Raw genomic sequence first — 24,263 nt, 5'->3', positions numbered from 1 at the left:
GGCACGCGCCACCCCCGAGGCCCGTGGCCTACGCTCGCCGGTCATGAGCGACGCCCACAGGGACAGCACCACCCGGACCGACCGTGTGCGGGTGGCGGTCGTCTTCGGTGGCCGCAGCTCCGAGCACGCGATCTCCTGCGTCTCGGCCGGGAGCGTCCTCGCCCACCTGGACCGCGAGCGGTTCGACGTCGTGCCGGTGGGCATCGCGCGGGACGGTTCCTGGGTGCTGGGCACGGACGATCCGTCGGTGCTGCGGATCTCCGGCCGCACGCTGCCCGAGGTCGACGGCTCGGCGCCCGCCCTCGTCCTGCCCGGGGACCCGACCCGCGGCGGCCTCGTCCGGCTGGACCCGGAGCACGCGGGCGAGGTGCTCGCGGGGGTCGACGTCGTGTTCCCCGTGCTGCACGGCCCCTTCGGCGAGGACGGCACGGTGCAGGGCCTGCTGGAGATGGCCGGCCTGCCCTACGTGGGCGCCGGGGTGCTCGCCAGCGCGGCGGGCATGGACAAGGAGTTCACCAAGAAGCTGCTGGCCGCGGCCGGGATCCCGGCGGGCCGGCTCGTCGTGCTGCGGCGCGGGACCGCGACCCTGACCGAGACCGAGCGTGCGGACCTCGGCCTGCCGGTGTTCGTGAAGCCCGCGCGGGCGGGCTCGTCGGTCGGGATCACGAAGGTGTCGGACTGGGCGGACCTCGACGCCGCGATCGCCACCGCCCGCGAGCACGACCCGAAGGTGCTGGTCGAGGCGGCGGTCGTCGGCCGCGAGATCGAGTGCGGGGTGCTCGAGCTGCCGGACGGCACGCTCCGCGCCAGCCTCCCGGCCGAGATCCGGCTGGTCGGCAGCACGGCGGACTTCTACGACTTCGCGGCCAAGTACCTCGACGACGCCTGCGAGTTCGACATCCCCGCCAAGCTCGACGACGACCTCGCCGAGAACCTCCGCGAGATGGCGATCGACGCCTTCCGGGCGCTGGACGGCCAGGGCCTGGCCCGGGTCGACTTCTTCGTCGGCGAGGACGGCGAGCTGACCGTCAACGAGGTCAACACGATGCCCGGCTTCACCCCGATCTCGATGTACCCGCGGATGTGGGCGGAGACCGGCGTCGACTACACCGCGCTGCTCACGACGCTCGTCGAGACGGCGATGGCACGGGGGACCGGGCTGCGCTGATCGCTCCCGTCAGGGAGTACAGCCCCACCACGCCGACGATCCCGATCCCGATCGCGTTCGCCGCGCCCGCCGGGACCCCCGGGTCCAGCGGATCGACCGCGGCCATCACCCCCGCCGGCGATCATCGCGACCCCCACACCCAGCGCCACGAGGAACACGAGCAGGCCGCCCCGCAGGGCGAGCACCCGGCTCCCGCTCAGCGCGGGGCGGCGCCGGAACGCGAGCACCGTCACCGCCATGGAGGTCACGACGATCACCGCTCCGCCCGCGGCGAGGACGGTCGAGACGGCCGAGTCGAACGGGGTCTCCCGGTTGAAGTGCGACGGCACCCGCCGCCAGGCCTGCATCGTCACCAGCGTCACCTCGACGACGCACGCGGCCACGAACCCGCCGACCACCAGGCCCCGGGCGCGGTCCGACATCCGCACCGGCCTGCTGACCGGCACGAGCGTCAGCACCGTCAGGCCGAACGACACCCCGAACGTGACGGCCTTGCGCCACGACACCGGGCCTTCCCACGGCCCGCCGTCGATGGCGAAGACGACGAGGTGCAGCAGGCCCGAGACGATCAGGACCGCGCCGACCACGAGGCACGCGCGCTCCAGCCGTCCCAGATCGTTCATGGCTGAAACGGTATCGGGATGAGTACCGTTCTGGCGAGGAACGACCTGAGAGGTCTCAGCGAACGAGGACCGGGCCCTTGGGGAGTGCCGAGGCCACCGCGTCCGAGACCGCCTGCAACGGGCCGCTGCCCACGGTGGTCGGAACGGTGAGGGCGACGTAGACGGGCCGGTCCACCGCGACGTACGTGGTCAGGACCGGGTCCGGGGCGTTGTCGGTCAGCGCCAGCCAGCTCACGCCGTTGATGTCGGTGAGCGGGGACGTCGGCACGAGCTCCGCCGGCCGTGGCAGCCCGCAGCGCAGAACCACCGGCCGGGGCGACGCGGCCCAGGCCGCGGTACCGGGTTCGGAGGGCGCGGCGATCGGCCGGGCCGGGAGCGGCGCCGGATCGGCGGGCAGCTCCTTCGGCAGCGCTGCGAGCAGCGAGACGCAGCCGGGCGAGCCCCCGTCCGTGGCCCCGACCGGGGGGACCGCGAGCGGTCCGGTCTCCGCGGGCACGGGTGGGGGCGCGGCCTCGGTGCCGTGACCCCGGAACGTCAGCCCGAGGACCGCGACGACGACGGCGAGCAGCACGGGTAGCGCGATCGCGACGACCACCGCCGGTCGCCGCAGGTCGGGGCCGTGCCGGGTGTCCACTTCCCCTACCCCAGCTTGACGACCGGGCAGGTCAGCGTCCGGGTGATGCCCAGGACGCCCTGGACGCGGGCGACGACCAGCTGCCCCAGCTCGTCGACCGTGTCCGCCTCGGCGCGGACGATGACGTCGTAGGGTCCGGTGACGTCCTCGGCGGAGATCACGCCGGGGATGCCGGAGATCTCTCCGGCGACCGCGGCCGACTTTCCGACCTCGGTCTGGACCAGGATGTAGGCCTGCACCACGGCGTGCCCCTCTCGCTTATCGTGGTCCGCCGGAGTGCTCCGGCGGAGAGTCGGAAGGGAACGTACCTGAGGAGGAGCGTTTGTCCCCATCGTCGAGCACCCCTCGTGACGCAACCGAGGCGATCGACACACCGGGCGAGCGCCTGTCGGAGCTCGGCGAGTTCGGCCTGATCAGCCGGGTGACGCGGGATCGGCCTCAGCCGCCGGCGACGCTGCTGGGCCCCGGGGACGACGCGGCGGTCGTCGCGGCGCCGGACGGGAGGGTCGTCGCGTGCACGGACGTCCTGGTCGACTGCGTGCACTTCCGCCTGGACTGGTCCACCCCGGAACAGGTGGGGCGCAAGGCCGCGGCGGCGAACCTCGCGGACGTCGCGGCGATGGGCGCGGTGCCCACGGGCCTGCTGGTCGGCCTGGCCTGCCCGGCCGACACCCCCGTCGCGACGCTCGAGGACCTGGCCGCCGGGCTCTGGGCCGAGGCGGGCGTCGTGGGCGTCGGCGTCGTCGGCGGGGACGTGGCCTCCTCGGCGACGCTCGTGGTCTCCGTGACCGCGCTCGGCTCGCTGGAGGGCCGGGCGCCTGTCCTGCGCTCCGGTGCCCGGCCGGGGGACGTGGTGGCGGTGGCCGGGCGCCTCGGCTGGTCCGGCGCCGGGCTGGCCGTCCTGAGCAGGGGTTTCCGCTCGCCCGGCACGGTGGTGAACGCCCACCGGGTGCCCGAGCCGCCCTACGCGGCCGGACCCGCTGCCGCGAAGGCCGGTGCCACGTCCATGATCGACGTTTCGGACGGGCTGATGGCGGACCTCGGGCACATCGCACGGGTGTCCGGCGTGCTCGTCGACCTCCGGTCCGACGCGCTGGAGGTCCCGGCCCGGCTGGTCGACGTCGGGTCCGCGCTGGGCGTCGACCCGCTGCACTGGCTGCTGACCGGGGGCGAGGACCACGCGCTCGTCGCGACGTTCCCGCCGGGCACGGCCCTGCCCGAGGGCTGGCGGGCGATCGGCGTGGCCGCCGCGGGCGAGCCGGCCGTGCTCGTGGACGGCCGGACCTACGAGGGCGACCAGGGCTGGGACCACTTCGCCGGCCGCTGATACATGCGTGGCGTCGACCTCATCGCAACACCGTGCGGGCACGCTGGCCGGCCCGGAGGCGGGACGGGTGAGCGCCGAGAAGCACGAGCGGATGCGACGCCTCGCCGCCGCGGTCACCTCCTCCTGAGCAGCCTCCGCCAGCCCTTGTGCTCCTTCACCGGGTAGGACCGCTGCGGCTCCGGGTAGGCCGGCGGTTCCGCCGCGACGGGCGGGGGCGCGACGGGCGCGAACACGGGCGCGAACGCCGCCGGGAGGGTCGCGGGCGCGAGGGCCGGCAGGGTGGCGGGGTGGTCGGGCGTCCCCGCCCGGACCGGTGCGCCGGCGATCACGGTGTCGGCGGAGGGATCGGGCTCGGGAGCGGCCCCGAGGGCGGGGGTGCCCTTCGCCTCGATCGGGCCGGCGTCGGTCGCGGCGCCGTCCGGCTCGGCCGGTCCCGCGGTGTCCTTCGCCTCGGCGGCGCCGGCCGCGGCCCGGGCGGCTTCGCCCGCGTCGGCGGTGACCGAAGTCTCCTCCGGGTCGACGGTGGCGGTTGCGGCCCTGGCGTCGGCTTCCGCGCCGCGCCGGGGAGTCGGCGACGGCCGTGGCCGGAAGAACCCGGTCTGCAGCGCGGCGCCCGGGGCGTTCGGGGTCGGGTCGTCCGGGTTCGTGGTGGTCTCCGGGGAGTCGGTGGATCCGGTCGTGCTCACGGCCCGCTATCGCCCGGCCCCGGAGGCCCGTTACGCCGCGCTGGTGGAGGCGGTGGGTACGCGCGCGTGGATTCGGGGAGCGGAGCCGTCAGGGCAGCATCCAGCCCAGGACCGGGGTCGACTGCAGGTAGATCAGTACCGCGAGGACCAGCAGCATCCCCAGGCTCCAGCCGATGATCTTGCGCAGCAGGAGGCCCTCCTGGCCGTCGAGCTTCACCGCGACGGCCGCGATCGTGAGGTTCTGCGGCGAGAGCATCTTGCCGAGCACCCCGCCGGACGAGTTCGCTCCCGCGAGCAGCTCGGGGGGCAGCCCCGCCTGGTTCGCCGCGGTCACCTGCAACGCCCCGAACAGCGCGTTCGCGGACGTGTCCGAGCCGGTGACGGCGACGCCGAACCAGCCGAGCAGCGGGGACAGGAACGCGAGCGCCCCACCGGCGCCGGCGATCAGCAACCCGATCGCGGCGGTCTGCGCGGACGCGTTCATCACGTAGGCGAGCGCGAGCACCGCGGCGACGGTGAGGATCGCCCACTTGAGCTCGGAGACGGTCCGGGCCCAGGTGGCGAGGGCCTTCCCGGCGCCGACCCCGAGCACCGCCGCGACGATCACGCCGGAGATCAGCATCAGGGTCCCGGCGGTGGAGAGCCACGTCAGCGAGTACATCGTGGTGCTGTGCGGCCTCCCGTTGGTGCCGACGACGTCCAGCCCGGGCCAGCGGAACGCGAGCTTCAGCGAGTCGATTGCGGGCTTGATCCCGGGCAGCTGCGCGAGCGCGAAGACGGCGACGATGATCACGTACGGCGCGTAGGCGCGGCGGATCTCGGCGGGGGTGTCCGCGAGGGTCGTGGTCGGGCCGCCCGGGGCGGGCTCGGACGCGGCGGCCCCGGTAGTGGCGGCCCCGGTGGTCGTCGGCACGGGCCTCGACGGACCGCCCGGCCTTCCCGCCGCCTCGCCGGCGGCCTCGAGTCCGTCGGTGCCGCGGCCGCCGGTCGCGCCACGGGCGTCGCGGGCCGCCCACACCGCGTCCGGGCGGGCCCGCGAGAGGAGCACCACCGCGATCGCGGCGAGCAGCGACGCCACGATGTCCGTGAGCGCCACCGAGATGAAGTTCGACGTGACGAACTGCGCGATCGCGAACACGACGCCCGCCGCGACCGCGGGCACCCACGCCTCGCGAACGCCGCGCCGGCCGTCGACGATGAACACCAGGACCAGCGGCACGAACAGGGCCAGCACCGGGGTCTGGCGGCCGACCACCGACGCGACCTGGTCCAGCGGGAGCCCCGTGACCGACGCGAGGGTGATCACCGGGACGCCCATCGCCCCGAACGCGACGGGTGCGGTGTTGGCGACCAGCGCGAGGATCGCGGCGCGTAGCGGCTTGAAGCCCAGCGCCATCAGCATCACCGACGTGATCGCGACCGGGGCGCCGAACCCGGCGAGTGCCTCCAGCAGCGCGCCGAAGCAGAACGCGACCAGGATCGCCTGTGTCCGCTGGTCCGAGGAGAACGCGCCGAAGCTGCGCCGCAGGACGTCGAAGTGCCCGGTCGCGACGGTCATGTTGAACACCCACAGGGCGTTGACCACGATCCAGAGGATCGGGAAGAGCCCGAAGAACGCGCCGTGCGCCGCGGCGGACAGCGACATCCCGAAAGGCATCCCGAAGCCCGCGATCGCGACGATCAGCGATGCCGCGAGGCCGGCGAGCGCGGCCCAGTGCGCCCGGACCCGCAGCACCCCCAGGAGCAGCAGCACCACGGCCAGCGGGATCACCGCCAGCAGCGCGGACCAGGCGAGCGAGCCGCCGACGGCGCGTGGGTCCTGTTGGTAAGCGGCGAGGATCGGTCCGGACGTCGCTGTCCCGAGTGTCATGAACCGGGAGTCTGCGACGAATCGCCAGGCCCGGCAGCGTGAACTGGGCCGAATGGGTCAGCCGGTCCGGTGGAGGCCGCAAGCGGCAGGATCTCGGCGCCGGGTGGCCGGCGCCGAGATCCTGGGCTCAGGTCCTCGGTACCGGCACGTTCCGGATGCTGGCGTCCAGCAGCTGCACGGGATGCAGCAGCGGGAGCGGGCCCTCCCCGGGGCCCGACGCCAGGTGCTTGCCGATCTGCAGCAGGCAGCCCGGGTTCGCCGTCACGATGACGTCCGGCCGCACGGACCGCACGTTGTCCGCCTTGCGCTTCCCGAGGTCGTCCGCCGCCTCGGGCATGATCATGTTGTAGATCCCGGCCGAGCCGCAGCAGAGGTCCGCCTCGGGGATGTCGACGAGATCGAGCTCCGGGATGCTGCGGAGCACCGCGCGCGGCTCGGCGCGGACCTTCTGCGCGTGCCCGAGGTGGCAGGCGTCGTGATAGGCGACCCGGAGCCCACGCGAAGCGTCCATGTTTCCGACGGGCGAGCGCGGGGCACGTGGTTCGAGCGCCGCCAGGACCTCGTGCACGTCCTTCACCCGCGCGCTGAACGCCTTCGCCCGCTCGGCCCACTCCGGGTCGTCGGACATCAGGTGGCCGTAGTCCTTCATCGACGAGCCGCAGCCCGCGACGTTGGTGACGATCGTGTCCACGTCGAGGCGCTCGAACCGCGCGATGGTCCTCCTCGCCCGGCCCAGCGCGGACTCCTCGCGTCCCGAGTGCAGTTCCAGCGCGCCGCAGCACTGCTGGTCCTTGGGGACCTCCACGTCGTAGCCCTCGGCGGAGAGCACCCGCACGGTCGCCTCGTTGACCCGGTGGAAGAACACGTCCTGCACGCACCCGGAGAGCAGGGCGACCCGGCCGCGGCGCTCGCCGATCGCGGCGGTGTGCACGGGCAGCGTCGCGAACGCCTCCCGGACCGTGACGGGCGGGAGCAGGGACTCCATCGCGGCGAGCCGCGAGAATCCTCCTGTGGCGAGCCGTCCGATCGCCTTGTCGGCCAGCTTCCTGACCGCCGGGACGGTCCGGAGCCTCTGGTAGAGCGCACCGGGCAGCGCGGCCGCCTTCAGCCGTCGCTTGTAGGGGAAGAGGGCGAAGATCGCGTTCCGGAAGAGCTGGTCCCCGCGCTCCCGTTCCACGTTCCGCTCGATCTGCGGGCGTACGGACTCCAGCAGCTTGTCGTACTGGACGCCGGACGGGCAGGCCGTCACGCACGCCATGCAGCCGAGGCACCGGTCGATGTGCTCGGTGAACGGCCCCTCGAGGGGGATCTCGCCCTTCGCCGCCAGGTCCATCAGCAGGATCCGGCCGCGCGGGGAGTCCATCTCCTCGCCCCAGAGCTGGTAGGTCGGACAGGTGGGCAGGCAGAAGCCGCAGTGCACGCAGTCGTCGAGGAGCTCACGCTCCGGCGGCCGGTGCGGGTCGAACGCACTAGGCCCGGCCTGCGGGATGTTGGTCTCTGCGGAGCCGGCGGGTGTGGTCACGGGATCTCCCACGGGTCGAAGCGGCCCGGACCGAAGCGGCCGTCCGGGTCGAACTGGGCCTTGACCGCGTTCAGCACGGCAAGGGCGGAGGGCGGCGGGCCCCAGGCGGGGGCGTCGAGCCCGGCGGGCCGGCGGCGGAGCACGGAGGTACCGCCCACCGCGTGCACGGCCTCGTGCGCCTCCGCGACGGCGGTGCCGGGCACGGTGACGGTGGCGACGCCCGTTCCCAGGCCCGCGGTGACCGTCGTGCACGGCAGCCCGGCCAGCAGCCCGGGAAGCCGGGAGGGCCGGGCGCCGATCCGCAGGACGGCGCCGTCGCCGGAGCCGCGCACGAGCGAGACGTGGACGTCCCACACGTCGTCGGACGTCGTCTCGGCTCCCGCACCGAGCAGCGCGGCCACGCGCTCCATGCGGGCGGGCAGGGCCGCCTCGGTGCTCTCGATCCGCACCAGCAGCCGACCCTGCTCCGACGTCGACCTCTCACCCGAGATCCACTCCAGCGCGGTCGGCTCGAGCGGGCTCTCCAGCACGCGGGAGGCGTGCCCCGCGGCCTCGGCCAGCGGGCAGGCCAGCGCGACGGTGCCGGTCGCCTTCGGCGTCGGGTGCAGCCGCAGGACGACCTCGACGAGCGCGCCGAGCGTCCCGTACGAGCCGTGCATCAGCTTCGCGAGGTCGTAGCCCGCGACGTTCTTGATCACGTGCCCGCCGCTGCGGGCGACCGTGCCGTCCGCGAGCAGGGTCGTCGTCCCGATCACGAGGTCGCGCATCCCGCCATGGACCAGCGCGGACGGGCCGGCGTCGGCGGTCGCGACGAGCCCGCCGACGGTCGCCCCGTCGGCGATCCGCGCGGCGTCGAGCGAGACGTGCTGGCCGTGCTCCGCGAGCTCGGCCTGCAGGTCCCGCAGCGGGGTCCCGGCGTGCACCGAGACCGTCATGTCCCCGGGGTTGTGCGCGATGATCCCGTGCAGCCCGGAGAGGTCCAGAACGGCGTCGACGTCCCGGAGCCGGCCCGCCCAGTCGGCGGCGGTGCCGGCGCCGGTGATCCCCAGCGATCCGGGGGTGTCGAGGACCGCGTCCCGGGCCTCGTGCAGGTTCTCCGGCCTGAGTGTGGTGGGGGCTGCGCCGTGTTCGGTGGATGTCATAGCCGCTCGATCACTCCTGACTCCTCCAGCGGGTGCGGGCTGTACTTGCCGGGGCGCTCGCCGCACAGTCGCGGGGTGGGCAGCACCTTGCCGGGGTTGCAGATGCCGTCCGCGTCGAACGCGGTGCGGACCCGCTGCATGACGGCGAGGTCGTCCTCGCTGAACATCTTGGGCATGGAACACGCCTTGTCCGTGCCGATCCCGTGCTCGCCGGACAGCGATCCGCCCAGCTCGACGCACAGTTCGGCGATCTGCCCGGACAGCTTCTCCGCGCGCTCGGTCTCACCCGCGGCGGCGCTGTAGAGGACCAGCGGGTGCAGGTTCCCGTCGCCGGCGTGGAAGACGTTCGCGACCCGGATGCCCGCCTCGGAGCCCATGTCGGCGATCCGGCCCAGGACCTCGGCGAGCCGGGTGCGGGGGACCACGCCGTCCTGGACGAAGTAGTCCGGCGAGATCCGGCCGACCGCGGCGAACGCGGCCTTGCGGCCCCGCCAGATCGCGGCGCGCTCCTCCGGGGAGCCGGCGATGTGCAGCCGGGTGCAGCCGTGCTTGTCACAGATGACCTTGACCTGCTCGAACTGGTCGTCGCACTCCTCGACCGGTCCGTCCAGCTCGACGACCAGCGCCGCGGGTGTGCCGAGGGTGTAACCCGCGTGCACGGCCTCCTCGGCGGCCTCGATCGCGAGCGTGTCCATCATCTCGACGGCGGCGGGCACGATCCCGGCGGCGACGATGTCGCTGACGACGTCCCCCGCCTCCCCGACGGACGGGAAGTCCGCGAGCAGCGTCCGGACCGTCTCCGGGGTGCGCAGCAGCCGGACGACGATCTTCGTGGTGATGCCGAGCGTGCCCTCGGAACCGAGGAACACCCCGCGCAGGTCCGGGCCCTGCTGTTCGGGGCTGTCCCCACCGAGGGTGACCAGCGTGCCGTCGGGCAGCACGACCTCGACGGACAGCACGTGGTTGGTGGTGAAGCCGTACTTCAGGCAGTGGGCGCCGCCGGAGTTCTCCGCGACGTTCCCGCCGATCGTGCAGACCTGCTGGCTCGACGGGTCGGGTGCGTAGTACAGCCCGTGTGACGCCGCCGCGCCGGTGATCTCCAGGTTGGTCACGCCCGGCTCGACGACCGCGCGCCGGTTCTCCGGATCGACCTCCAGCACCCGCTTCAGCCGGGCCAGCGAGATCACGACCCCGTCCGCGACCGGGAGCGCCCCGCCGGAGAGCCCGGTCCCGGCGCCGCGGGCGACGAACGGGATGCCGTGCTCGTGGCACACCCGGACGCTCGCCGCGACCTCCTCGGCGGTGCGGGGGAGCAGCACCATGTCCGGCACGACGCGGTACCCGGTGAGCCCGTCGCACTCGTAGGCGCGTCGCCTCACCGGGTCGTCGACGATGTTCTCGGCCCCGACCGCCGCGGCGAACGCGGCGTGGGCTCGCGGATCCAGGCTCATCGGTCTCCTCCTGTCGACGCTGGCGGAAAGGTGTGCGGAGCGTACGTCCGGATCGGCGGCCGGCGCCCGGGCGGACGGGGACGGGCCGGCCGCCCGTTCACCCGGCCCGTCACGCGGAGGCCAGCAGCGAGCCGAGCCGTCGGCCCGCCGCGACGACCAGCGGGGCGATCCGGGCGACGGTCGCGTCGTCCATCCGGGAGACCGGACCCGAGACCGAGACGGCGGCGGAGCCGTGCGGGCCGGTGACCGGGGCTGCGACGCAGCGCACGCCCGTCTCCTGCTCGCCCTCGTCCAGCACGTACCCCCGGCCCCGCGCGACGGTGAGCTCCGCGGCGAGGACCCCGGGGTCGGTGATCGTCGTCGGCGTGACGGCCGGGAGCCCGGTGCGCTCCACGATCGCGGCGGACTCGCCCGCCGGCAGCGCCGAGAGCAGGGCCTTCCCGACCCCGGTGCAGTGCAGCGGGACCCGGCGGCCGATCTCGGTGAACATCCGCATCGAATGCCGGGACGGGACCTGGGCGACGTAGACGGCGCGGTCGCCGTCGAGCACCGCGAGGTTCGCCGTCTCGCCGGCCGCGGCGACCAGCTCGTCGAGCACCGGGGTGGCCCAGCGGCCGAACTGACGGGCCGCCGTCTCGCCGAGCCCGACGAGCCGGGGGCCGAGCGTGTAGCGGCGCGACGGGAGCTGGCGCAGGTAGCCGAGGCCGACGAGCGTGCGGACGAGCCGGTGGATGGTGGCCGGTGCGAGTCCCGTGCGGTCCGCGAGCTCGGACAGCCCGGCTTCGCCACCGGCGTCGGCCAGGGTCTCCAGCAGCTCGAAGGCGCGCGCGAGCGACTGGACGCCGCCGGCGCGGGGTACCTCGGGGAGGGACTCGGTCACGCCGGTGACTGTAGCCCATATTCCGTGATGTGGAAATCGTAGTCCGCGTGGTAGAAAAGAAGCCGACACAGACGCGAGTGAGAGGGAGTGGACGGCGATGGCCGAGCCGACCGGTGGACTTCAGGTCGACCCGCAGCTGCGGGAGTTCGTGGAAGCCGACCTGCTCGCGGGCCTGGATCTGAGCCCCGAGCAGTTCTGGACCGCGCTGGCCGGACTCCAGGAGCGCTTCGCCCCGCGGATCGCGGAGCTGCTCGCCCGCCGGGACGAGCTGCAGCAGCAGATCGACACCTGGCACGAGGCGAACGGCGCCGGCAGCCGGGAGGCCTACGAGGCCTTCCTGACCGAGATCGGCTACCTGCTCCCGGACGACACCTCGACCACCATCTCGGTGGAGAACGTCGACCCGGAGATCGCCGAGGTCCCGGGCCCGCAGCTGGTGGTCCCGTCGACCGTCCCGCGCTACGCGCTCAACGCGGCCAACGCCCGGTGGGGCTCGCTCTACGACGCCTTCTACGGCACCGACGCGCTCCCGCTGGACCACGAGCTCGCCAAGGGCTACGACGAGAAGCGCGGCGCCCAGGTCATCGCGGCCGCGGACGAGCTGCTCGACGAGCTCTTCCCGCTCGCCCAGGGCAGCCATGCCGACGTCGCCGCCTACCGGGCCTCCGCGGACGGCCTGACCGTCGAGCCCGGCGGCGCCCGGCTCGCCGACCCCTCTCAGTTCGCCGGGTTCCGGGAGCTGGACGCGGACGGCAAGGGCGCGGTCCTGCTGCAGCGCAACGGGTTGCACGCCGAGCTGACCATCGACCCCGGCCACCGCGTCGGCCGGCAGCACCACGCCGACGTGGCGGACGTCGTGCTCGAGTCCGCCGTCACCACGATCGTGGACCTCGAGGACTCGGTCGCGACCGTCGACGGCGAGGACAAGGCGCTGGCCTACCGCACCTGGCTCGGCCTGATGACCGGCGAGCTGGTCTCGGAGTTCCAGAAGGGCGGGGAGACCGTGACCCGCCGGGTCAACGGGGACCGCGAGTACATCGGCGCCGACGGCGGGGAACTCACCCTGCCCGGCCGCTCGCTGCTGCTCGCCCGCACCGTCGGGCACCACATGACCACCAACGCCGTCCGGACCGCCGGCGGCACCGAGGTCGCCGAGGGCGTGCTCGACGCGCTGGTCGTCGCGGCGGCCGCGCAGTACGACCTGTCCGGCAAGGGCGCGTGGTCGAACTCCCGCACGGGCAGCGTCTACGTCGTCAAGCCCAAGCAGCACGGGCCGGACGAGGTGCGGCTGACCGTCGAGCTGTTCGCCGCCGTCGAGGAGGCCCTCGGGCTGCCCGCGAAAACCCTCAAGATCGGCATCATGGACGAGGAGAAGCGCACCAGCGTGAACCTCGGTGCGTCCATCGCCGAGGCCGCCGAGCGGGTCATCTTCGTCAACACCGGCTTCCTGGACCGCACCGGTGACGAGATCCACACCTGCTTCGTCGCCGGGCCGGTCGTGCCCAAGGGCGAGATGAAGACGTCGACCTGGCTGACCGCCTACGAGGACCGCAACGTCGACGTCGCGCTGCGGGCCGGGTTCTCGCACAAGGCGCAGATCGGCAAGGGCATGTGGGCCAAGCCGGCCGCGATGGCGGAGATGCTCGAGCAGAAGGGCGCCCAGCCGAAGCAGGGCGCCAACTGCGCCTGGGTCCCGTCGCCGACCGCGGCCACGCTGCACGCGCTGCACTACCTGCGCACGGACGTCCACGCCGTCCAGGAGGAGCTGGCGGAGCGGCCGCTGAGGGACCGCCGGGACCTGCTGGTGCTCCCACTGCAGGAGGAGCCCGTCACCGACGAGGTGAAGACCCACGAGCTGGAGACGAACGCGCAGTCGATCCTCGGCTACGTCGTCCGCTGGGTCGGGCTGGGCATCGGCTGCTCGACCGTCCCGGACCTCGAGGGCGTCGGGCTGATGGAGGACCGCGCGACCCTGCGGATCTCCAGCCAGCTCCTCGCGAACTGGCTGCACCACGGCCTGGTCGACGAGCAGACCGTGCGGGACACCTTCGCCCGCATGGCGGCCCTGGTCGACGAGCAGAACGCGAACGAGCCGGGCTACCCGCCCATGAGCAAGGACCTCGACGGCAGCGAGTCCTTCCAGGCCGCCCTGGAGCTCGTCTTCACCGGCCGCACCGAGCCGAACGGCTACACCGAGCGCGTCCTCACCAGCTGGCGCCAGAAGGCCAAGGCGTAATCCCCCGCGAGTCGGCACTTCCCGTCGCGCGAAACGCACATCCCGGACCACCGGGATGTGCGTTTCGGTCTACCGGGACCGCCGACTCGCGGAAGAACGGAGTGCACATGAGGCCGTGGGCGCGGGTCGCCGCGGTGCTGTTCGTGATCGGGTACGGCGCGAACCAGTTCAGCCCCTTGATGGTCATGTACCGCGAGCGGGGGCACTACTCCGCGCTCGTCGTCGCGGCGTTCTTCGGCGTGTACGTCGCCGGGCTCGCCCCCGGGCTGCTGCTCGGCGGCCCGCTCTCGGACCGCTGGGGCCGGCGCCGGGTGCTGCTGCCCGCCGTCGTCGCCTCGATCCCGGCCAGCGCGGTCCTCGCGCTCGGGGCCTTCTCCCAGGCCCTGCTCTACACCGGGCGGTTCCTGTTCGGCGCCGTCACGGGCGTCGCGATGGCGGTCGGGACGACGTGGGTGAAGGAGCTCAGCCAGCCGCCGCACGATGCCGAGGCGGACGAGGGCTCCGGCGCCCGACGCGCCGCGCTCGCGCTGTCCGCCGGGTTCGGCATCGGGGCGGCGATCGGGGGGAGCCTCGCCCAGTGGGCGCCGTGGCCGATGGAACTGCCCTACGTCGTGCACGTCGCGCTGACGGTCCCGGTGGTGTTCTCGCTGCTCAGGACGCCGGAGACGTGGCTCCCCGGCGCGCCGGGCCGCTCGTGGCGCGCGGACCTGCGCGTGCCCGCCGTCGCCCATCCGCGGTTCCGGCGGCTGGTGCTGCCCGCCGCACCCTGGGTGTTCGGCGCGCCCGCGATCTCGTTCGCGATCCAGCCGGCCGCCCTCGGCGCGGCGCGGACCGCCGGGTTCGGCCTGATCTTCGCGACGGCGCTGACCGCGGTGACCCTCTCGGCGAACGTCGGCATCCAGTCCTGGGCCCGGCGCCTGGAGCGCCATTCCCGCACCGCGGGCGCCCGGCTCGGCCTCGTCCTCATCGTGGCGGGCACCCTGGTCGCCGCGGTCACCGCCGCCACCGGGTCGCTGGTCGTGGCCGTCGCGGCGGCGGTGGTCCTCGGCGCCGGCTTCGGGATCTCGCTGGTCTCGGGCCTGCTGGAGGTCCAGCGGATCGCGGAGCCCGGGCAGCTCGCCGGGCTCACCGCCGTCTACTACTCGCTGACCTATGTCGGCTTCCTGTTCCCGGTGGTGCTGGCCGCGCTCGTCGGCGTCGCGTCCTACCCGGTGCTGCTGGTGGCCGTCGCCGTGGTCGCGGTCGGCTGCCTGGCCGTCGTCGTCCGCGGTGGGCGCCGCGCCTCCGCCGAGGTGTAGCGCGGTGCTCGTGACGACCCACGCGCCGTACGACCATCCCGAGGCGCTCCGGTTGATCGCGCAGATCCAGGCGTTCTACGCCGAGCGCTACGGCGGCGGGGACGACACGCCGCTGCGGCCCGAGCAGTTCGCACCGCCCTTCGGCTACTTCCTGCTCGGCCGGGTCGACGGACAGACGGTCGCCTGCGGAGGCTGGCGCCGGCGCAACGCCGTCGGGCCGGACGACCCGTCCATCCGGGACGGGGACGCCGAGATCAAACGCATGTACGTCGTCCCGGAGGCGCGCGGCGAGGGCCACGCCCGAGCGGTCCTCGCCGAGCTCGAACGCACCGCCGCGGAGGCCGCGCGCACCCGGATGATCCTGGAGACCGGGACCAAGCAGCCGGAGGCCGTCGGGCTCTACGCGAGCTCCGGCTACGTGCCGATGGAGCGTTTCGGGATCTACCGGTTCGAGCCGGACAGCCTGTGTTTCACCAAGCCCGTGAGGGGAACGACCCTGGTGTGACGGGCGGCGACGGCCGTCACGCCGGTAGGGTGACGGCGACTCCGGGCCACGCCCGGGATCACCGTCGACCCGACCGTCCCCGAGCCGGGCCGCTTCACCTTCGCGCACGTTGCACGGGACCCCGCGGTCAGAGCCATGGAGTTGCCGTTGCTCGCGCTCGTCCTCGCCCACCTGGTGCTGGCCGCCGTGCTGCCGCTCGTCTCGAGGCGCAGCCGGCGGGCGGCGTTCGGCGTGGCCGCGATCCTGCCCGCCGCCACGCTGGTCTGGGGGCTGGCCAACCTCCGCGCGGCGCTGAGCACCGGGCTGAGCGAGACGGTCTCGTGGGCGCCCGCGCTGCACCTCGAGCCGTCCTTCCGGCTGGACGCGCTGGGTCTCGTCATGATCGTGCTGGTCAGCGGGCTCGGGGCGCTGATCCTGGTCTACAGCGCCTGGTACTTCGGGAAGGACAGCCGGGACGCCCCACGCAACGCGGCCCTGCTCCTGGCGTTCGCCGGGGTAATGCTCGGCCTGGTCCTCGCGGACGACCTGCTCACCCTCTACGTCTTCTGGGAGCTGACGTCGATCGCGTCGTTCCTGCTGGTCGGGCAGGGCGGGGTACACCGCGCGAACCGGCGGGCGGCGGTCCAGGCGCTGCTCGTCACGGTGTTCGGCGGGCTCTCGATGCTGCTCGGGATCGTGTTCCTCGGCGAGGCCGCGGGCACCTACCGGATCTCCGAGATCGTCGCCGATCCGCCGCCCGGAGGCCTCGTCACCGCGGCGCTCGTGCTGATCCTGCTCGGCGCCCTGACGAAGTCCGCCCAGTTCCCGTTCCACCCCTGGTTGCCGGCCGCGATGGCCGCGCCCACGCCCGTCAGCGCGTACCTGCACGCGGCGTCCATGGTGAAGGCGGGCGTCGTGCTCGTCGCGCGGCTGTCCCCGGGGTTCGCGGGCCGTCCCGGCTGGTGGGTCCCGATCGTCGTCCTCGGCCTCGTCACGATGCTGATCGGCGGCTGGCGCGCGCAGCAGGAGACGGACCTGAAACGGCTGCTGGCCTTCGGCACCGTCAGCCAGCTCGGGTTCCTGATGGTCCTGTTCGGCGCGGGCGGGCGGATCGCCGAGGTCGCCGCGCTGACGATGCTGCTGGCCCACGGGCTGTTCAAGGCGCCGCTGTTCATGGTGGTCGGGATCGTGGACAAGATCACCGGCACCCGGGACGTCGGGAAGCTGTCCGGGCTCGGCCGCGCGCAGCCCGCGCTCGTCGTCGCGTCCGTGCTGGCCGCGGCCTCGATGGCGGGGATCCCGCTGCTGCTCGGCTTCCTCGGCAAGGAGGCCGCGTTCGAGGCGTTCCTGCACCCGGGCGGGGTGCGCGGCTGGCTGGTGGGCCTCGGGCTGCTCGTCGGGTCGGTGTTCACGGTGGCCTACAGCGTCCGGTTCCTGTGGGGCGCGTTCGCGACCAAACCCGGCGTCGACGTCGTCGACGCGGCCCGGCCCGCCGCCGGGCTCATGGCGCCCACCTGGATCTCGGCGCTGGCCGGCCTGGTCCTGGGCTGCGTCCCGGCCGTCACGGACGCCCTCGCCCAGCGCTATGCGGCGGCCTATCCGGCCGCGGACGCCGTCGAGAGCGGCTACCACCTCGCGCTCTGGCACGGGCTGTCGCTGCCGCTGCTGTTCTCGGTGCTCGCGCTGGCCGGCGGCGCGCTGCTGCACCGGCAGCGCGCCAGGGTCCGGGCCGTGCACCGCGCGCTGCACACCCCGCTGAGCGCCCAGCGCGGCTACGAGCTGGTGGTCGGCGGACTGGAACGCCTCGCGGTGCTCGTCACGGGCCGGGTGCAGGCGGGGTCGCTGCCCGTCTACCTCGCCGTCCTCCTGCTGACGGTGCTCGCCGTGCCGGGGACCGCGCTGGTCCTCGGCGGGGAGTGGCCGCGGGACCAGCCGTGGATCGGGGCGCTGATGCAGATCCCGCTCGGGCTGATCGTCGTGGTCGCGTCGCTGGCGCTGCTGCGGGTCCGGCGCAGGTTCACCGCGGTGCTGCTGGTCGGGGCCGTCGGGTACGCGATCGGCGGGCTGTTCGTGGTCGACGGGGCGCCGGATCTCGCCCTCGCGCAGTTCCTGGTGGAGACGCTGACGATGGTCGCGTTCGTCTTCGTCCTGCGCCGGCTGCCCGCCCACTTCGACAACCCGCGCGCCCCTCGGCCGAACCGCTCGGTGCAGGCGCGCAAGGCGGTCATCGCGAGCGCGGCCGGCGTCTTCGTCGCGATCGCGGGCGTCGTGCTGAGCGGGGCGCGGCAGGAACCGCCGTCGGCCAGCGGGGACTTCATCGCGCTCGCCCCGGAGACCGGCGCGGACAACGTGATCGCCGCGATCCTCGTGGACTTCCGGGCGCTGGACACGGTCGGGGAGATCACCGTGCTGCTGATCGCCGCCGCGGGCACGGCCAGCCTCGTGCTGGCCACCCGCTTCGACCGCCGACGTCGGGACGGGGTGCGCAGCGGCGCGGGCTCACCGGAGCACGAGGAGGAGATTCTCGGATGACCCAGCAGGAGCAGACACCGCTCACCTGGAACCACTGGGACGAGCCCGAGGGCGAGTGGATGCTGCCCGGGGAGTGCCCCGTCCGCACCAACCGCACGCTGCTGCTGGAGATGGCGGCCCGGCTGCTCTTCCCGACGGTCCTGGTGTTCTCGGTGTATCTGCTCGTCGTGGGCCACTACGCGCCCGGCGGCGGATTCGCGGGCGGCCTGGTCGCGGGCCTGGCGTTCGTGCTGCGCTACATCGCGGGCGGCGGCGCGGAGGGGGCCGAGATCGGCACCCGGCTGAACCTGCGCCCGCCGTTGCTGGTCGGCCTCGGCCTGCTGCTCGCGGTGATCGCCGCGTTCGCGCCGGTCGCGTTCGGCAGGCCGGTGCTGGCGAGCGCGAAGTACTCGGCCGACGTCCCGGTCCTCGGCCACGTCGACCTCGTCAGCAGCCTGGTCCTCGACGTCGGGGTCTACCTGCTGATCATCGGGGTGGTGCTCGACCTGCTGCGGTCCCTCGGCAGCGGCATCGAGCGGGACGCCCGGGAGTCCCGGCCGTGATCACCCTCAACCTGGGCATGACGATCGTGCTCGCCGTCCTCTACTCGGTCGGGTTCTACCTGCTGCTGCAGCGGTCGCTGATGCGGATCCTGATCGGGATCGTGGTCCTCGGCCACGGTGCGAACCTGCTGCTGCAGCTCGTGGGAGGCCCGCCCGCCCGCGCCCCGGTGCTCGGCACGGCGCCGCCGGAGCTGTTCGCGGACCCGTTGCCGCAGGCCCTGGCCCTGACGGCCATCGTCATCACCTTCGCGATGACGACCTACCTGCTGGCGCTGGGCTACCGCTCGTGGGTGCTGGTCGGCCACGACGAGGTGCAGGACGACGTCGAGGACCGCCGGATCGCCGAGCGCGAGCGCCCGGAGGGCTCCATGTCCGACGACACCGCGGACACGGGCACCGACGACGACGAGGACCCGGGCTCCGCGGCGGCGTCCAGCGAGCCCGCGGCGACCGGGGGCAGACGATGACCACCCTCGTCACGCTGCCGGTCCTGCTCCCGATCCTCGGGGCGGCCCTGACCGTCATCGGCTCCCGTTCCGCCCGGCTCCAGCGGCTGATCGGCATCGCGGTGCTGGCCGTGGTGTCCGCCGTCGCCGCGGTCCTGCTGGTGGTGGCGGACCGGAGCGGCCCGATCGTCGCCGAGCTCGGTGGCTGGCCCGCGCCGGTGGGGATCGTGCTGGTCGCGGACCGGTTGTCCGCGCTGCTGCTGCTGATCTCCACGCTGGTGACGCTCGCGGTGCTCGTCTACGCGATCGACCAACGGATCACCGACTACGGCCGGGACACCGCCAGCACCACGTTCCACCCGATCTTCCTGCTGCTCTCCACGGGCGTCTCGCTCGCGTACCTGACCGGGGACCTGTTCAGCCTGTTCGTCGCGTTCGAGATCATGCTGGCCGCGTCGTACGTGCTGATCACCCGGCGTACCAACGCGTCCCGGATCCGGTCGGGCATGACGTACGTGATCATCAGCCTGACGTCGTCGCTGCTCTTCCTCACGACGATCGCGCTGGTCTACGCGGCGACGGGGACCGTGAACCTCGCGGACCTCTCCGCGCGGGTGGCCGTCCTGCCGCCGGGCCTGCAGACGCTGCTGGCGTGCATGACCATCGTGACCTTCGGGATCAAGGCCGCGATGGTGCCGCTGCACTTCTGGCTCCCGGACAGCTACCCGAACGCCCCCGCACCGGTCACGGCCCTGTTCGCGGGCCTGCTGACCAAGGTCGGCATCTACGCGCTGCTGCGCACCCAGACGCTGGTCTTCCCGCAGGACCGACCCTCGGCCCTGCTCCTGGTGCTCGCCGCGCTGACCATGCTCGTCGGGGCGCTGGGCGCGCTCGCGCAGAACGACCTCAACCGCCTGCTGTCCTTCCTGCTGGTCAGCCACATCGGGTTCATGCTCTTCGGGCTGGCCGTGTTCGACGCCGCGGGCGTCGCCGGGACGGCGCTCTACGTCGTCCACCACATCACCGTGCAGGCCACGTTGTTCCTGGTCAGCGGGTTGATCACGCGCCGGACCGGCACCGTCGCGATCGACCAGATGGGCGGCCTCGCGCAGCGGGCACCGTTCCTGGCGGTCCTCTTCGCGGTCCCGGCGCTCACCCTCGCCGGCATCCCGCCGACGTCCGGGTTCGTGGCGAAGCTGGCGCTGTTGCAGGCCGGCGCCGCGGCCGGGCTCTCGACGGCGCTGGTGGCGGGCGTGGTCATCGTCGCCAGCCTGCTGACGCTCTACGCCATGGTCCGGGTGTGGATCCGGGTGTTCTGGGGGACCGAGAAGGAGCCGCTGCCCGACGCCGACCCGGCGGACGAGCTCGTGGTCGGCACGGCGGCGACGTCACGTCCGATGTACGCGGCGACAGCCGGGCTCGTCGCCGTCAGCCTCGCGATCGCTGCGGCCGCGGGGCCCCTCTCGTCGGTGGCGGGCCGGGCGGGTGTCGACCTGACGGACCGGTTGCCCTACGTCACGGCGGTGCTGCGGTGAACGTCCTCCGGCGCTGGCCGCAGGTCCTGTGGCTGACCGTCGTCCACGTCCTCCTGTGGGGCACGGTCTCGGTGAAGATCGTGGTCGGCGGCCTGCTCGTGGCGGTCGTGGTGACGGCGCTGTTCCCGTTGCCGCTGCTCCCGCGGCTGCCGGTGCGGCCCTGGCGGTTGCTCCGGCTCCTCGGGTTCCTGGTGATGGACCTCGTGGTGTCCGGGGCGCAGGTCGCCTGGGAGACGCTGCGGTACGGGCCGCGGGCCCGGGCCGGGATCGTCGCGGTGCCGCTGCTGACCCGCTCGGACCGGGTGATCACGCTGATCGCCGGGGCGCTGTCCCTGGCACCGGGGAGCTTCGTGCTGCAGATCGACCGCCGGGGCTTCGACGCGGGCGAGGCCCGCTGGTACGTCTACGCGCTCGGCCTCCGGGGGCCGGACGACGCCGATCGGGTCCGGAGGCAGGTGCTGTCGTTGCAGCGCAAGGTGATCGGGGCGTTCGGGAGCCCCGGGGAGCTGCGGGACTGCGAGGAGGTGGGGTCGTGACCCTCGTGTTCACGATCGTCCTGGTGATGCTCAGCGTCGCCGCCGTGCTCACGCTCTACCGGCTGCTCCGGGGGAGCAGCACGCTGGACCGGGTCGCCGCGCTCGACGTGTTCGTGATCCTGATCGTGTGCGCCGCGGCGGTGTACGTCGCGATCTACCGGGACGGGTCGAACATCCCGCTGCTGGCCGCCGTCGCGCTGGTCGGGTTCGTCGGGTCCGCGACCGCGGCCCGGCTCGTCGAGCGCTGGGAGCGGCACCGGTGACCCTTCTCCCCCCGGAGGCGGCCTCGTGATCCGTGACGTCGTCTGCGCCGTCCTGCTGCTGGTCGGCGCGCTGTCCTGTCTGCTGGGGGCGCTCGGGCTCGTCCGGCTCCCGGACCTGCCCGCCCGGCTCCAGGCGGCGACCAAGCCACAGACCCTCGGCCTCGTGCTGATCCTGGTCGGCACCGCGGTGCGGCTGGAGTTCGAGAACGCGGCGACCCTCGTGCTCGTCATCGGGTTCCAGGTGGTCACGGCCCCGGTGATCTCGCAGATCGTGGCCCGCTCGGCCTACCGGACGGGAACACTGGACCGGGAGAACCTGGTCGTCGACGAGCTCGCCGGCCGTATGGACCGGGACGCCGGCTGACCCTCCACGCGGGTTCGGGTCGTCCTGCGCGTGGCCGGACGCGCGCGGAACGACCGCACCGCGCGCGGAGCCCCCGGGCCGGTGGGCGGAGCCACCGCCGTACGCTCGGAGCGTGGCCATCTACGCGCTCGGCGACGTCGAACCGGATATCCATCCCGAGGCCTACGTCCACCCGGACGCGGTCGTCATCGGGAACGTGAGGCTCGGGGCGGAGGCCTCGGTCTGGCCGACGGCGGTGCTCCGCGGGGACGACGGCTACATCGAGGTCGGGGCCCGGACCAGCATCCAGGACGGCTCGATCATCCACACCACCCTGCGCCAGCCGACGATCATCGGCGCCGACTGCACGGTGGGGCACAACGTGCACATCGAGGCCGCCACGATCGCGGACGGCGTGCTCATCTCGTCCGGCTCGGTGGTGCTCAACGGGTCGCGGATCGACGAGGGCGCGATCGTGGCCGCGGGTGCGGTCGTCTCGCCGAACGCCCACGTGCCGGCGCGGCGGATGGCGCTGGGGATCCCGGCCAAGATCCGCGAGGGCTACGAGGTGCCGGAGGGACGGTTCCAGTACGCCGTGGACTCCTACGTCCAGCGCGGGAAGCGGTTCCGCGCCGAGCTGCGCAGGCTGGACGTCTGATGGCCGCCAAGCCGCTCTCCGAGGTCGTCGAGGCGGGGTGGGCACGCGCACTGGAACCCGTCGCCCCCGTCATCGCCGAGATGGGTGAGTTCCTGCGCGCCGAGCTGGCGGCCGGGCGCCGCTACCTGCCCGCCGGGGCGAACGTGCTGCGCGCCTTCCAGCAGCCCTTCGACGAGGTGCGCGTCCTGATCGTCGGCCAGGACCCGTACCCGACGCCCGGGCACGCCGTCGGGCTGTCGTTCTCGGTGTCCGCGGACACCCGGCCCCTGCCGCGCTCGCTGATGAACATCTTCCGCGAGTACCAGGAGGACCTGGGCCACCCGCTGCCGTCCGACGGTGACCTGACGCCGTGGACGAAGCAGGGTGTCCTGCTGCTCAACAGGTGCCTGACCGTGGAGCCGGGCTCGCCGGGGTCGCACCGGGACAAGGGCTGGGAGGCGGTCACCGAGCAGGCGATCCGCGCGCTGGTCGAGCGGGACGCGGACCCGATGGTGGCGATCCTGTGGGGCCGCGACGCGCGCAACCTCGCGCCGCTGCTCGTCGACGTCCCGATCATCGAGTCCGCGCACCCGAGCCCGATGTCCGCGGACCGCGGCTTCTTCGGCTCGCGCCCGTTCAGCCGGGCCAACGACCTGCTCGAGGAGATCGGCGGCGAGCCGGTGGACTGGAAACTGCCCTAGGCTCGCCCCCGTGGGCATGGGTGACGATCACGCCAGACTGCGGGTGTCCGACGCGGACCGCGAGGCTGCCGCGCAGCAGCTCAACCGCGCGATGAGCGAGGGCCGCATCACGCTCTCCGAGCTCGAGGAGCGGCTCGGGATCGTGTACGGCGCGAAGACCTTCGCCGAGCTGGAGCCGCCGCTCGCGGACCTGCCCGGCGCCGCCGTCGTCCTCCCGCAGGCCGCTGTGCCCGTGCCGGCGCGGGAGCTCGTGCACCTGAGCACGGAGATGGGCTCGGTCAAGCGCACGGGGGACTGGCCGGTGCCGTCCCGCCTGCGGCTCACGACGAGCATGGGCTCGATCCACCTCGACCTCACCGGGGCGCGGACCCTGCCCCGGCGGATCGACGTGGACGTGTCCACCGGGATGGGCTCGATCACGCTGGTGCTGCCGGAGGGGGCCTCGGCGGACGTCGACGGCGTCAAGACGTCCTGGGGGACCGTGAAGACGAAGGTGCCCCACACGCCGTCCGGCTCGGGCCCGCACCTGACGGTCACCGGCAGCGCGGGCATGGGCACCCTGAGCATCCGCGGGGCCCGCAAGGGCATGAAGGACTGGTTCGGCGCCTGACTTTCCGCGTCACGGAGCCACAACGCGGAAAGTCGGGCGCTCAGGCCGCGTTGTGGCTCCATGCTCGGCTGTGGATGACTCGCCCGGCTCTCCGCATTCGGTCGGGGGTGCCGCCCATCGTCGACGCCATGACTCGACACCTGCTCGACGACGTCGCGACGACGTCCCTGTTCCGTGGCTCCGACCCCGTCGCCGACGGCTATCCGACGCCGCCCAGTTGCGGGGCGACCGCGTCCTGCGGCTGTTCCGCACCATCTACACCTTTGGCCGGAGGACCCGGTGACGGTGGTCGCGCCGATGGGCGGCCAACGCAACTCACCGGCAGGCGGAGCTCAAGCGGCTGTCGAGCAGCACGTCCGGTGGTGCACGATGACGTCGTCGGGGAGGATCCAGGTGAGCATCGAGAACGCGCCCATCCCGGACCACGGGCAGCACCACCGGTAGTAGACGCAGCCGGCCGGCGGCGATGCCGACGCCGGCGTCGGCTGCCGTGCTGCCAAGGCCCTGAGCCGTGGGCGGCCGCGGCGGGCGATGCGCGGGGTTGATGCCGCGTTCTCTGCGCTTTGCGTCCAAGGCGCACCGGAGCGCGATCACTAAGCCCGGATTCACCGCTGGGGTGGGGTTGACGCGGCGCGCCGGGAAGACCAAGTGCCCTCTGAGCAGGGACGATGTGGTTGTCGCCGCCAATCGTTCCCGAGCCCGGAAGGCACCTGGTAGATGCGAGCTTCTCATAATCTCAGCGGTGTGTCGGTCAGCTGCGACGAGCAGAATCTTGTGTCGGGCGCGGGCCTGTTGCC

General features: G+C 73.4%; 24 protein-coding genes. 15 read left to right on the top strand and 9 right to left on the bottom strand.

Annotation, left to right across the window (positions count from 1 at the left end):
- Positions 1–43: 43 nt before the first annotated feature.
- The gene (locus JWP64_RS13965; RefSeq protein WP_297496427.1) at positions 44–1,168 is read left to right on the top strand and encodes a D-alanine--D-alanine ligase family protein; all 1,125 of its coding nucleotides are present in this window, start codon (positions 44–46) and stop codon (positions 1,166–1,168) included.
- Here JWP64_RS13965 and JWP64_RS13960 read toward each other — a convergent pair.
- Genes JWP64_RS13960 through JWP64_RS13950 form a run of 3 tightly spaced genes read right to left on the bottom strand, consistent with a single transcriptional unit; the run spans position 1,105 to position 2,667 of the window.
- Positions 1,105–1,791, bottom strand: a complete 687-nt coding sequence (locus JWP64_RS13960; protein WP_297496425.1) for a hypothetical protein — start codon at positions 1,789–1,791, stop codon at positions 1,105–1,107. The genes JWP64_RS13965 and JWP64_RS13960 overlap by 64 nt on opposite strands.
- 55 nt (positions 1,792–1,846) lie before the next feature.
- Positions 1,847–2,425 (bottom strand): DUF3515 domain-containing protein, encoded by a 579-nt coding sequence (locus JWP64_RS13955; RefSeq protein WP_297496423.1) that lies wholly within the window; start codon positions 2,423–2,425, stop codon positions 1,847–1,849.
- A 5-nt stretch (positions 2,426–2,430) separates the two neighbouring features.
- A complete protein-coding gene (locus JWP64_RS13950; protein ID WP_297496421.1) occupies positions 2,431–2,667 on the bottom strand; it encodes an Lrp/AsnC ligand binding domain-containing protein in 237 nt (78 codons plus the stop codon).
- Positions 2,668–2,789: 122 nt separating this feature from the next.
- On the opposite strand from JWP64_RS13950, the gene JWP64_RS13945 reads away from it, so the two are divergent.
- Positions 2,790–3,752, top strand: a complete 963-nt coding sequence (locus JWP64_RS13945) for a thiamine-phosphate kinase (RefSeq protein WP_297496463.1) — start codon at positions 2,790–2,792, stop codon at positions 3,750–3,752.
- A 113-nt stretch (positions 3,753–3,865) separates the two neighbouring features.
- Here JWP64_RS13945 and JWP64_RS13940 read toward each other — a convergent pair whose 3' ends face one another.
- From JWP64_RS13940 to JWP64_RS13915, 6 genes are all read right to left on the bottom strand, one after another.
- Entirely contained in the window at positions 3,866–4,438 is a 573-nt protein-coding gene (locus tag JWP64_RS13940) for a hypothetical protein (protein ID WP_297496419.1), read from the bottom strand.
- An 88-nt stretch (positions 4,439–4,526) separates the two neighbouring features.
- The gene (locus JWP64_RS13935; protein ID WP_297496417.1) at positions 4,527–6,308 is read right to left on the bottom strand and encodes an L-lactate permease; all 1,782 of its coding nucleotides are present in this window, start codon (positions 6,306–6,308) and stop codon (positions 4,527–4,529) included.
- A 127-nt stretch (positions 6,309–6,435) separates the two neighbouring features.
- Positions 6,436–7,830 carry a heterodisulfide reductase-related iron-sulfur binding cluster gene (locus JWP64_RS13930; protein WP_297496416.1) on the bottom strand — a complete coding sequence of 465 codons (1,395 nt, stop codon included), beginning with the start codon at positions 7,828–7,830 and terminating at the stop codon, positions 6,436–6,438.
- A complete protein-coding gene (locus JWP64_RS13925) occupies positions 7,827–8,972 on the bottom strand; it encodes an FAD-binding protein (protein WP_297496413.1) in 1,146 nt (381 codons plus the stop codon). Before JWP64_RS13925 ends, JWP64_RS13930 begins: the two co-directional genes overlap by 4 nt.
- Complete coding sequence (locus JWP64_RS13920; protein ID WP_297496411.1) at positions 8,969–10,423, bottom strand: FAD-linked oxidase C-terminal domain-containing protein; 1,455 nt, start codon at positions 10,421–10,423, stop codon at positions 8,969–8,971. Before JWP64_RS13920 ends, JWP64_RS13925 begins: the two co-directional genes overlap by 4 nt.
- A 109-nt stretch (positions 10,424–10,532) precedes the next feature.
- Positions 10,533–11,303, bottom strand: a complete 771-nt coding sequence (locus JWP64_RS13915; RefSeq protein ID WP_297496409.1) for an IclR family transcriptional regulator — start codon at positions 11,301–11,303, stop codon at positions 10,533–10,535.
- Positions 11,304–11,400: 97 nt separating this feature from the next.
- Between JWP64_RS13915 and JWP64_RS13910 the strand changes: the two genes are divergently transcribed.
- The 13 genes from JWP64_RS13910 (at position 11,401) to JWP64_RS13850 (ending at position 23,466) form a co-directional block, all read left to right on the top strand.
- Entirely contained in the window at positions 11,401–13,539 is a 2,139-nt protein-coding gene (locus JWP64_RS13910; protein WP_297496407.1) for a malate synthase G, read from the top strand.
- A gap of 107 nt (positions 13,540–13,646) precedes the next feature.
- Complete coding sequence (locus JWP64_RS13905; RefSeq protein ID WP_297496405.1) at positions 13,647–14,837, top strand: MFS transporter; 1,191 nt, start codon at positions 13,647–13,649, stop codon at positions 14,835–14,837.
- Between the two features lie 4 nt (positions 14,838–14,841).
- Positions 14,842–15,342, top strand: coding sequence for a GNAT family N-acetyltransferase (locus JWP64_RS13900; RefSeq protein ID WP_297496404.1), 501 nt, complete (start codon positions 14,842–14,844; stop codon positions 15,340–15,342).
- A gap of 135 nt (positions 15,343–15,477) precedes the next feature.
- The gene (gene mbhE, locus JWP64_RS13895) at positions 15,478–17,853 is read left to right on the top strand and encodes a hydrogen gas-evolving membrane-bound hydrogenase subunit E (RefSeq protein WP_297496398.1); all 2,376 of its coding nucleotides are present in this window, start codon (positions 15,478–15,480) and stop codon (positions 17,851–17,853) included.
- A complete protein-coding gene (locus JWP64_RS13890; RefSeq protein ID WP_297496396.1) occupies positions 17,850–18,395 on the top strand; it encodes an MnhB domain-containing protein in 546 nt (181 codons plus the stop codon). The genes mbhE and JWP64_RS13890 overlap by 4 nt, the downstream gene beginning before the upstream one ends.
- The gene (locus JWP64_RS13885; RefSeq protein WP_297496461.1) at positions 18,395–18,862 is read left to right on the top strand and encodes a Na(+)/H(+) antiporter subunit C; all 468 of its coding nucleotides are present in this window, start codon (positions 18,395–18,397) and stop codon (positions 18,860–18,862) included. The genes JWP64_RS13890 and JWP64_RS13885 overlap by 1 nt, the downstream gene beginning before the upstream one ends.
- On the top strand, positions 18,859–20,376 hold the full coding sequence (locus JWP64_RS13880; protein WP_297496394.1) for a Na+/H+ antiporter subunit D: 1,518 nt from the start codon (positions 18,859–18,861) through the stop codon (positions 20,374–20,376). Before JWP64_RS13885 ends, JWP64_RS13880 begins: the two co-directional genes overlap by 4 nt.
- Positions 20,373–20,912: a Na+/H+ antiporter subunit E gene (locus JWP64_RS13875; RefSeq protein ID WP_297496392.1), complete on the top strand. Its 540-nt coding sequence runs from the start codon at positions 20,373–20,375 to the stop codon at positions 20,910–20,912. The genes JWP64_RS13880 and JWP64_RS13875 overlap by 4 nt, the downstream gene beginning before the upstream one ends.
- Entirely contained in the window at positions 20,909–21,175 is a 267-nt protein-coding gene (locus tag JWP64_RS13870) for a monovalent cation/H+ antiporter complex subunit F (protein ID WP_297496390.1), read from the top strand. Before JWP64_RS13875 ends, JWP64_RS13870 begins: the two co-directional genes overlap by 4 nt.
- Before the next feature lie 25 nt (positions 21,176–21,200).
- Complete coding sequence (mnhG, locus tag JWP64_RS13865; protein ID WP_297496388.1) at positions 21,201–21,539, top strand: monovalent cation/H(+) antiporter subunit G; 339 nt, start codon at positions 21,201–21,203, stop codon at positions 21,537–21,539.
- A gap of 112 nt (positions 21,540–21,651) precedes the next feature.
- Positions 21,652–22,176 (top strand): gamma carbonic anhydrase family protein, encoded by a 525-nt coding sequence (locus JWP64_RS13860; protein WP_297496386.1) that lies wholly within the window; start codon positions 21,652–21,654, stop codon positions 22,174–22,176.
- Positions 22,176–22,856, top strand: a complete 681-nt coding sequence (locus JWP64_RS13855; protein WP_297496384.1) for a uracil-DNA glycosylase — start codon at positions 22,176–22,178, stop codon at positions 22,854–22,856. The genes JWP64_RS13860 and JWP64_RS13855 overlap by 1 nt, the downstream gene beginning before the upstream one ends.
- Before the next feature lie 16 nt (positions 22,857–22,872).
- The gene (locus tag JWP64_RS13850) at positions 22,873–23,466 is read left to right on the top strand and encodes a DUF1707 domain-containing protein (protein WP_297496459.1); all 594 of its coding nucleotides are present in this window, start codon (positions 22,873–22,875) and stop codon (positions 23,464–23,466) included.
- The last annotated feature ends 797 nt before the right edge of the window (positions 23,467–24,263 follow it).

Source organism: Pseudonocardia sp., from assembly GCF_025465255.1.
Classification (GTDB): domain Bacteria; phylum Actinomycetota; class Actinomycetes; order Mycobacteriales; family Pseudonocardiaceae; genus Pseudonocardia.
Note: the sequence above shows the minus strand (reverse complement) of the source record. Positions and strands in the feature narration are given on the sequence as shown.

What these genes read in the sequence shown, in the direction of transcription:
- JWP64_RS13965 (WP_297496427.1), top strand. Translation starts at nt 44, where the DNA reads ATGAGCGACGCCCACAGGGACAGCACCACCCGGACCGACCGTGTGCGG.
- JWP64_RS13960 (WP_297496425.1), bottom strand. Translation starts at nt 1,791, where the DNA reads ATGAACGATCTGGGACGGCTGGAGCGCGCGTGCCTCGTGGTCGGCGCG.
- JWP64_RS13935 (WP_297496417.1), bottom strand. Translation starts at nt 6,308, where the DNA reads ATGACACTCGGGACAGCGACGTCCGGACCGATCCTCGCCGCTTACCAA.
- JWP64_RS13925 (WP_297496413.1), bottom strand. Translation starts at nt 8,972, where the DNA reads ATGACATCCACCGAACACGGCGCAGCCCCCACCACACTCAGGCCGGAG.
- JWP64_RS13920 (WP_297496411.1), bottom strand. Translation starts at nt 10,423, where the DNA reads ATGAGCCTGGATCCGCGAGCCCACGCCGCGTTCGCCGCGGCGGTCGGG.
- JWP64_RS13910 (WP_297496407.1), top strand. Translation starts at nt 11,401, where the DNA reads ATGGCCGAGCCGACCGGTGGACTTCAGGTCGACCCGCAGCTGCGGGAG.
- JWP64_RS13905 (WP_297496405.1), top strand. Translation starts at nt 13,647, where the DNA reads ATGAGGCCGTGGGCGCGGGTCGCCGCGGTGCTGTTCGTGATCGGGTAC.
- mbhE (WP_297496398.1), top strand. Translation starts at nt 15,478, where the DNA reads ATGGAGTTGCCGTTGCTCGCGCTCGTCCTCGCCCACCTGGTGCTGGCC.
- JWP64_RS13890 (WP_297496396.1), top strand. Translation starts at nt 17,850, where the DNA reads ATGACCCAGCAGGAGCAGACACCGCTCACCTGGAACCACTGGGACGAG.
- JWP64_RS13880 (WP_297496394.1), top strand. Translation starts at nt 18,859, where the DNA reads ATGACCACCCTCGTCACGCTGCCGGTCCTGCTCCCGATCCTCGGGGCG.
- JWP64_RS13855 (WP_297496384.1), top strand. Translation starts at nt 22,176, where the DNA reads ATGGCCGCCAAGCCGCTCTCCGAGGTCGTCGAGGCGGGGTGGGCACGC.
- JWP64_RS13850 (WP_297496459.1), top strand. Translation starts at nt 22,873, where the DNA reads ATGGGTGACGATCACGCCAGACTGCGGGTGTCCGACGCGGACCGCGAG.